This is a genomic window from Salinimicrobium oceani (genome assembly GCF_012037645.1).
Genome location: NZ_JAAVJR010001585.1, coordinates 1 through 290 on the forward strand (window position 1 = coordinate 1; position 290 = coordinate 290).

A 290-nucleotide genomic window follows, 5' to 3' on the forward strand; every position below is an offset into this window, starting at 1 on the left:
TCTTTTTCCGCAGCGAACATGCCGGGAAATTTTTCTGAAGCATTGATCTTGATCACTTTTTTTCCTTCCGAAGTACCCAGTAAATAAACCCTGTTGATACTTCCTCCGGCAAGGGATTGGATCGAATTTACTTTGAAGCCGGGGGTGTTTTCCAGATCATAGATAAGCTGCTCATCCCTTTGCACGCTCATAGGTTAGGTACGTAAAGGCATATTTATGGCGCTCGTCTGCAGGGTGCTTTTCCTGTGATACCAACTGCCATTCCTTTTCATCAATTTCAGGAAAAAAAG

The 290-nt window shown here is 43.4% G+C and carries 1 protein-coding gene and 1 pseudogene; both read right to left on the reverse strand.

Annotation, left to right across the window (positions count from 1 at the left end):
• Positions 1-191 (reverse strand): annotated as a pseudogene (locus HC175_RS23170) (fructosamine kinase family protein); the annotation flags it as partial.
• Positions 172-255 carry a hypothetical protein gene (locus HC175_RS24830; protein WP_369074375.1) on the reverse strand — a complete coding sequence of 28 codons (84 nt, stop codon included), beginning with the start codon at positions 253-255 and terminating at the stop codon, positions 172-174. The pseudogene HC175_RS23170 and the gene HC175_RS24830, both read right to left, overlap by 20 nt.
• Positions 256-290: the final 35 nt, after the last annotated feature.